A 4208-nucleotide genomic window follows, 5' to 3' on the forward strand; every position below is an offset into this window, starting at 1 on the left:
CGACATCCGCGCATGGATCGAGACCTGGAACAACGAACCACGGCCCTACGTCTGGACCAAGACCGCCGACCAGATCCTTGACTCCATCGCACGCTACTGCACGCGAATTAATAACTCAGGACACTAGCTCGCGTTGCGCAGGTAGGCCACCAGGGCGTCGATGAGCAGGAACGGTGGCTTGCCCAGGGCCGGGATCTCCGGGGACGGCGGGAGCCGCTCGCCCGCGACGACGAGCTCCTTCGAGCTCTGCAGGAACACCGGCTGGCGCGCCTCGTCCAGCACGAACATCACCGCGGTGTGGTCGACCAGCCGCGCGATCGTCGTTCCGGTGATGCCGGGCCGCGAGCCGGTGAACCGGGCGCCGGTGCCGAGGTAGACGCCGCGGCGGGCCGGGTCGGTGCCGCGCCAGCCCTGGTCGGCGCCGGGCACCAGGCGCGGGTCGCCGTGGACGGCCTGCAGCTCGCTCAGCGCCCGGCCCTGCACCTGCGCCAGCGGCTCGTCCACCAGCGGCTGCGCGACCTCGTAGAGCGCGTAGCGGGTGCCGCCGGGCTCGGGCGGCATCAGGAACAGGTGCAGCACGACGAACTCGCCGGGCCGCCCGTGCGGCATCCGGATCAGCTGGCGCAACAGCAGGCCGCGCAGGCGGGCGGCCCCGTCCTCGGTGAGGCCGGCCAGGGTGCGGGTCAGGGTCAGCAAGGGGCGTCCTCGGGCGTCGAACGTGTCCCGGGAAGGTTATGTCGTCACGCGCCGTGGCGCGCCCCCAGTCAGCTCTGCGCCGAACCGGGCAGCACGATCGCCGTCGGTTGCTCGCCCGCCGCCTCGCGCCAGCGGGTGCCGCGCCGGGCGGACGCGAGCAGCGCCTTCAGGGCGACCTCCCGCAACGCGGCGTCGTCGGTCTGCTCCAGCACGCCCCGCCAGGCGGTGGCGGCGTCCGCCTCCGCGGTGGCGACCACGCTCTTGGCCGAGGTGGCGTCGGTGACCGGCTGTGGCGTGAGGTAGGCCGGTTCGGCCACGCCGGGCTCCACCCCCACCGCGGTCAGCATCCGCACGCACGCGTCGCGCCGGTCCTGGTGCTCGGACGTGCCCTCGGCGACACCCGCGCTGTAGGTGCCCGGCAGGAACGCGCTGACCAGCCCGTAGATCCACAGCGCGGCGTGCTCGGCGGACAGGGCCTGCTGCACCGGGCCGACCGACTCCGGCGGGATCGCCGACGCGGTCGCGGCCACCGCGCCCGGTGCGGCGCCCGGCCCCAGCCGGTTCCCGACCTGCTGCAGCCCGGCGCAGCCCCCGGCGACCGCGGCGACCAGCCCGGCCCGGTACCGGGGCAGCCCGCCGACCAGGCCCTCGGCCTGCTGCCGGGCGGTGGCCAGCCGCTGCTTGAGCCCGGCCATGCCCTGCTCGGACGGCACGACCACGGCCGGCTGCGACTTCGGCCGGTTCAGCCGGTCCACTTCGGACTGCAGCGCCTGGGCGTGCGCGGCGCGCGCGGCCGAGTACTGGCTCGCCACCTCCGCGTCGGCCGACGAGGAGGCGGCCACGGCGTCGGCCGCCGCGGCGTCGGCCCGGGCCTGTTCGGCCAGCAGGGCCAGCGGATCCGGTTCGTCGGAGTAGCCGGTTGCGCACGCGGCGAGGGGGACGGCCGACGCCGCCAGCGCGCTCGCCCGCAGGACGTCACGACGGGTACGGGGTCTCACGTGCGCCCATCCTGCCAGGGGACCGGTGACCACGGGCGGTGACCGGGGCCAACAAGATAAGCTTGTCCCTCACTGACCGACAGCAGACCAAACAGGAGAGCGCCAAGGTGCCTGGAGAACTCGCCGCCCGGCTCGAGCCGATCGTGGCCGAAGCCGTGTCCGGCGCGGGTTTCGACCTCGACGCGCTCGACGTCCAGCAGGCGGGCCGCCGCAAGCTCGTCAAGGTCGTCGTCGATTCCGACGACGGCGTGGGACTCGACGAGGTCGCCGACATCAGCCGTGCCGTCTCGGCCGCGCTGGACGAGAACGAGCAGTTGATCGCGGGCGCCTACACGCTCGAAGTCACCTCGCCCGGCGTCGACCGCCCGCTGACCCGGCCGCGCCACTGGCGCCGCTCGCGGTTCCGCCTGGTGCGGATCACGCCGCGGGAGGGCGCCGAGTACGTGGGCCGCGTCGGGCACGCGGGCGAGGAGTCGGTGCGGGTGCTGGTGGCCGGTGAGATCCGGGACGTGCCCTACGCCGACGTGGCCAAGGCCGTGATCGAGATCGAGTTCAGGCAGCCACCGGCCGAGGAGCTGAAGCTGCTCGACCAGGACGCCTCGGAGCACAACGCAGGCGAGCCGGAGGAGGATCCGAAGTGAACGTGGACATCGCGGCCCTGCGCGCGATCGAGCGGGACAAGGACATCCCCTTCGAGACGGTCCTCGAGGCCATCGAGACCGCGCTGCTGACGGCCTACAAGCACACCGAGGGGCACCAGCCGCACGCCCGCATCGACATCGACCGCAAGACCGGCGTGGTGCGCGTCCTCGCGCACACGCTGGACGAGAACGGCGACATCGACGAGGAGTGGGACGACACGCCCGAGGGCTTCGGCCGGATCGCGGCGACCACCGCGCGGCAGGTCATCCTGCAGCGGCTGCGCGACGCCGAGCACGAGAAGACCTACGGCGAGTTCTCCACCCGCGAGGGCGAGATCGTCGCCGGCGTGATCCAGCGCGACGCGCGGGCCAACGCGCGCGGCATGGTGATCGTCCAGATCGGCGACACCGAGGGCGTGATCCCGCCGGGCGAGCAGGTGGCCGGCGAGCGGTACGAGCACGGCGAGCGGATCAAGGCGTACGTGGTGACCGTGTCGCGCAGCGCCCGCGGCCCGTCGATCACGCTCTCGCGCACCCACCCCCACCTGGTGCGCAAGCTGTTCGCGCTGGAGGTCCCGGAGATCGCCGACGGCACCGTCGAGATCGCCGCGGTCGCCCGGGAGTCCGGCCACCGCACCAAGATCGCCGTGCGGTCCACCGTCCCCGGGGTCAACGCCAAGGGCGCGTGCATCGGCCCGATGGGCCAGCGGGTGCGCAACGTGATGAGCGAGCTCGGGGGTGAGAAGATCGACATCGTCGACTACTCCGAGGATCCGGCTCGCTTCGTCGGGAATGCGCTGAGCCCCGCGAAGGTTGTTTCGGTACGGGTGGTGGACGAGCGTGCGAAGACGGCCCGCGTGGTGGTGCCCGACTTCCAGCTGTCCCTGGCCATCGGCAAGGAAGGCCAGAACGCCCGCCTGGCCGCCCGGCTCACCGGGTGGCGGATCGACATCCGCAGCGACGCCGCGGCCGGCTCCGAGGAGGACGCCACGCCCGCGGCGACAACCGGTTCGGCTGAGTGAGGGGCCAGGAGTTAAACTCGAAGATGGTGCGTAGCTCGCATTCGGCTACCGCACGCTCCGAGCACCGGGGGAAGACCCCGGTGCGCACGTGCGTGGGGTGCAAGAAGCGGGCTGCCGCCGGTGAACTACTGCGAGTGGTCGCGCAGGACGGGCGACTGGTCGCCGACATCCGTCGGCGGCTGCCCGGGCGGGGTGCCTGGTTGCACCCCGAGCCGGAGTGCCTGGCCAAAGCCGAGCGGCGGCGGGCGTTCCCCAGGGCGCTGAAGGTGCCCGGGGTGCTCGACGCGGCGGGCGTGCGGCAGCATCTCGAGAAGATCACCGTCGGCATGGCGGACCGGGGAACGGCCCCGGTCCGGATGGATTCAAGGAAGCAGGTCGACCCGTCATGAGTCAGCCGTGAAGCTGAAGCCATGAACGCGCGACGATAGGACGAGGTCGAGCGGGTTTTGCCGCCCGGCCTCACCAGTTGAGGAGAGCAGTGGCAGGCAAGGCCCGTGTGCACGAGCTCGCGAAGGAGCTCGGGGTTACGAGCAAGGAAGTTCTCGCCAAGCTGAAGGAGCAGGGCGAGTTCGTGAAGTCGGCGTCGTCGACCGTCGAGGCACCCGTTGCCCGGCGGCTGCGCGACGCCTTCGTCGCCAAGGACAACAAATCCGCCGGCCGGTCCGGCGGCGCCCGGCCGGGACCGTCGGCCGGGAACGGCGCGGCCCCCAAACCCGCCGCGCCGCGTCAGCAGCAGCCGCAGGCCCGACCGGTCCCGGGCGCCAAGCCCGGCCCGCGTCCCGCCCCGCAGCAGCAGGCCCCGGCCCCGCAGCAGCGTCCGGAGCCCCAGCGGCCGGGGCCTGCTGCTGCGG

Annotated in this window: 6 protein-coding genes and 1 pseudogene; 5 read left to right on the top strand and 2 right to left on the bottom strand. The window is 73.1% G+C overall.

All coding sequences use genetic code 11. The annotated features are described in order from the left end of the window. Positions 1-127: pseudogene (locus D0D15_RS35360) on the top strand (IS630 family transposase); the annotation flags it as partial. Here D0D15_RS35360 and D0D15_RS35365 read toward each other — a convergent pair. Next, the gene (locus tag D0D15_RS35365) at positions 124-696 is read right to left on the bottom strand and encodes a hypothetical protein (RefSeq protein WP_094005842.1); all 573 of its coding nucleotides are present in this window, start codon (positions 694-696) and stop codon (positions 124-126) included. The pseudogene D0D15_RS35360 and the gene D0D15_RS35365 overlap by 4 nt on opposite strands. A gap of 68 nt (positions 697-764) precedes the next feature. Continuing rightward, complete coding sequence (locus tag D0D15_RS35370) at positions 765-1694, bottom strand: ferritin-like domain-containing protein (RefSeq protein WP_115945087.1); 930 nt, start codon at positions 1692-1694, stop codon at positions 765-767. Between the two features lie 107 nt (positions 1695-1801). On the opposite strand from D0D15_RS35370, the gene rimP reads away from it, so the two are divergent. From rimP to D0D15_RS35390, 4 genes are all read left to right on the top strand, one after another. Next, positions 1802-2335 (top strand): ribosome maturation factor RimP, encoded by a 534-nt coding sequence (rimP, locus tag D0D15_RS35375; protein WP_094005844.1) that lies wholly within the window; start codon positions 1802-1804, stop codon positions 2333-2335. Beyond that, positions 2332-3357 (top strand): transcription termination factor NusA, encoded by a 1026-nt coding sequence (gene nusA, locus D0D15_RS35380; protein WP_094005845.1) that lies wholly within the window; start codon positions 2332-2334, stop codon positions 3355-3357. Before rimP ends, nusA begins: the two co-directional genes overlap by 4 nt. 134 nt (positions 3358-3491) lie before the next feature. Further along, a complete protein-coding gene (locus tag D0D15_RS35385; protein ID WP_369806800.1) occupies positions 3492-3746 on the top strand; it encodes a YlxR family protein in 255 nt (84 codons plus the stop codon). Between the two features lie 89 nt (positions 3747-3835). Beyond that, the coding region (locus D0D15_RS35390) for a translation initiation factor IF-2 N-terminal domain-containing protein (RefSeq protein WP_208646214.1) at positions 3836-4208 on the top strand (373 nt) is incomplete at its 3' end.

The sequence above is a fragment of the Amycolatopsis thermalba genome (genome assembly GCF_003385215.1).
GTDB classification, from domain to species: domain Bacteria; phylum Actinomycetota; class Actinomycetes; order Mycobacteriales; family Pseudonocardiaceae; genus Amycolatopsis_E; species Amycolatopsis_E thermalba.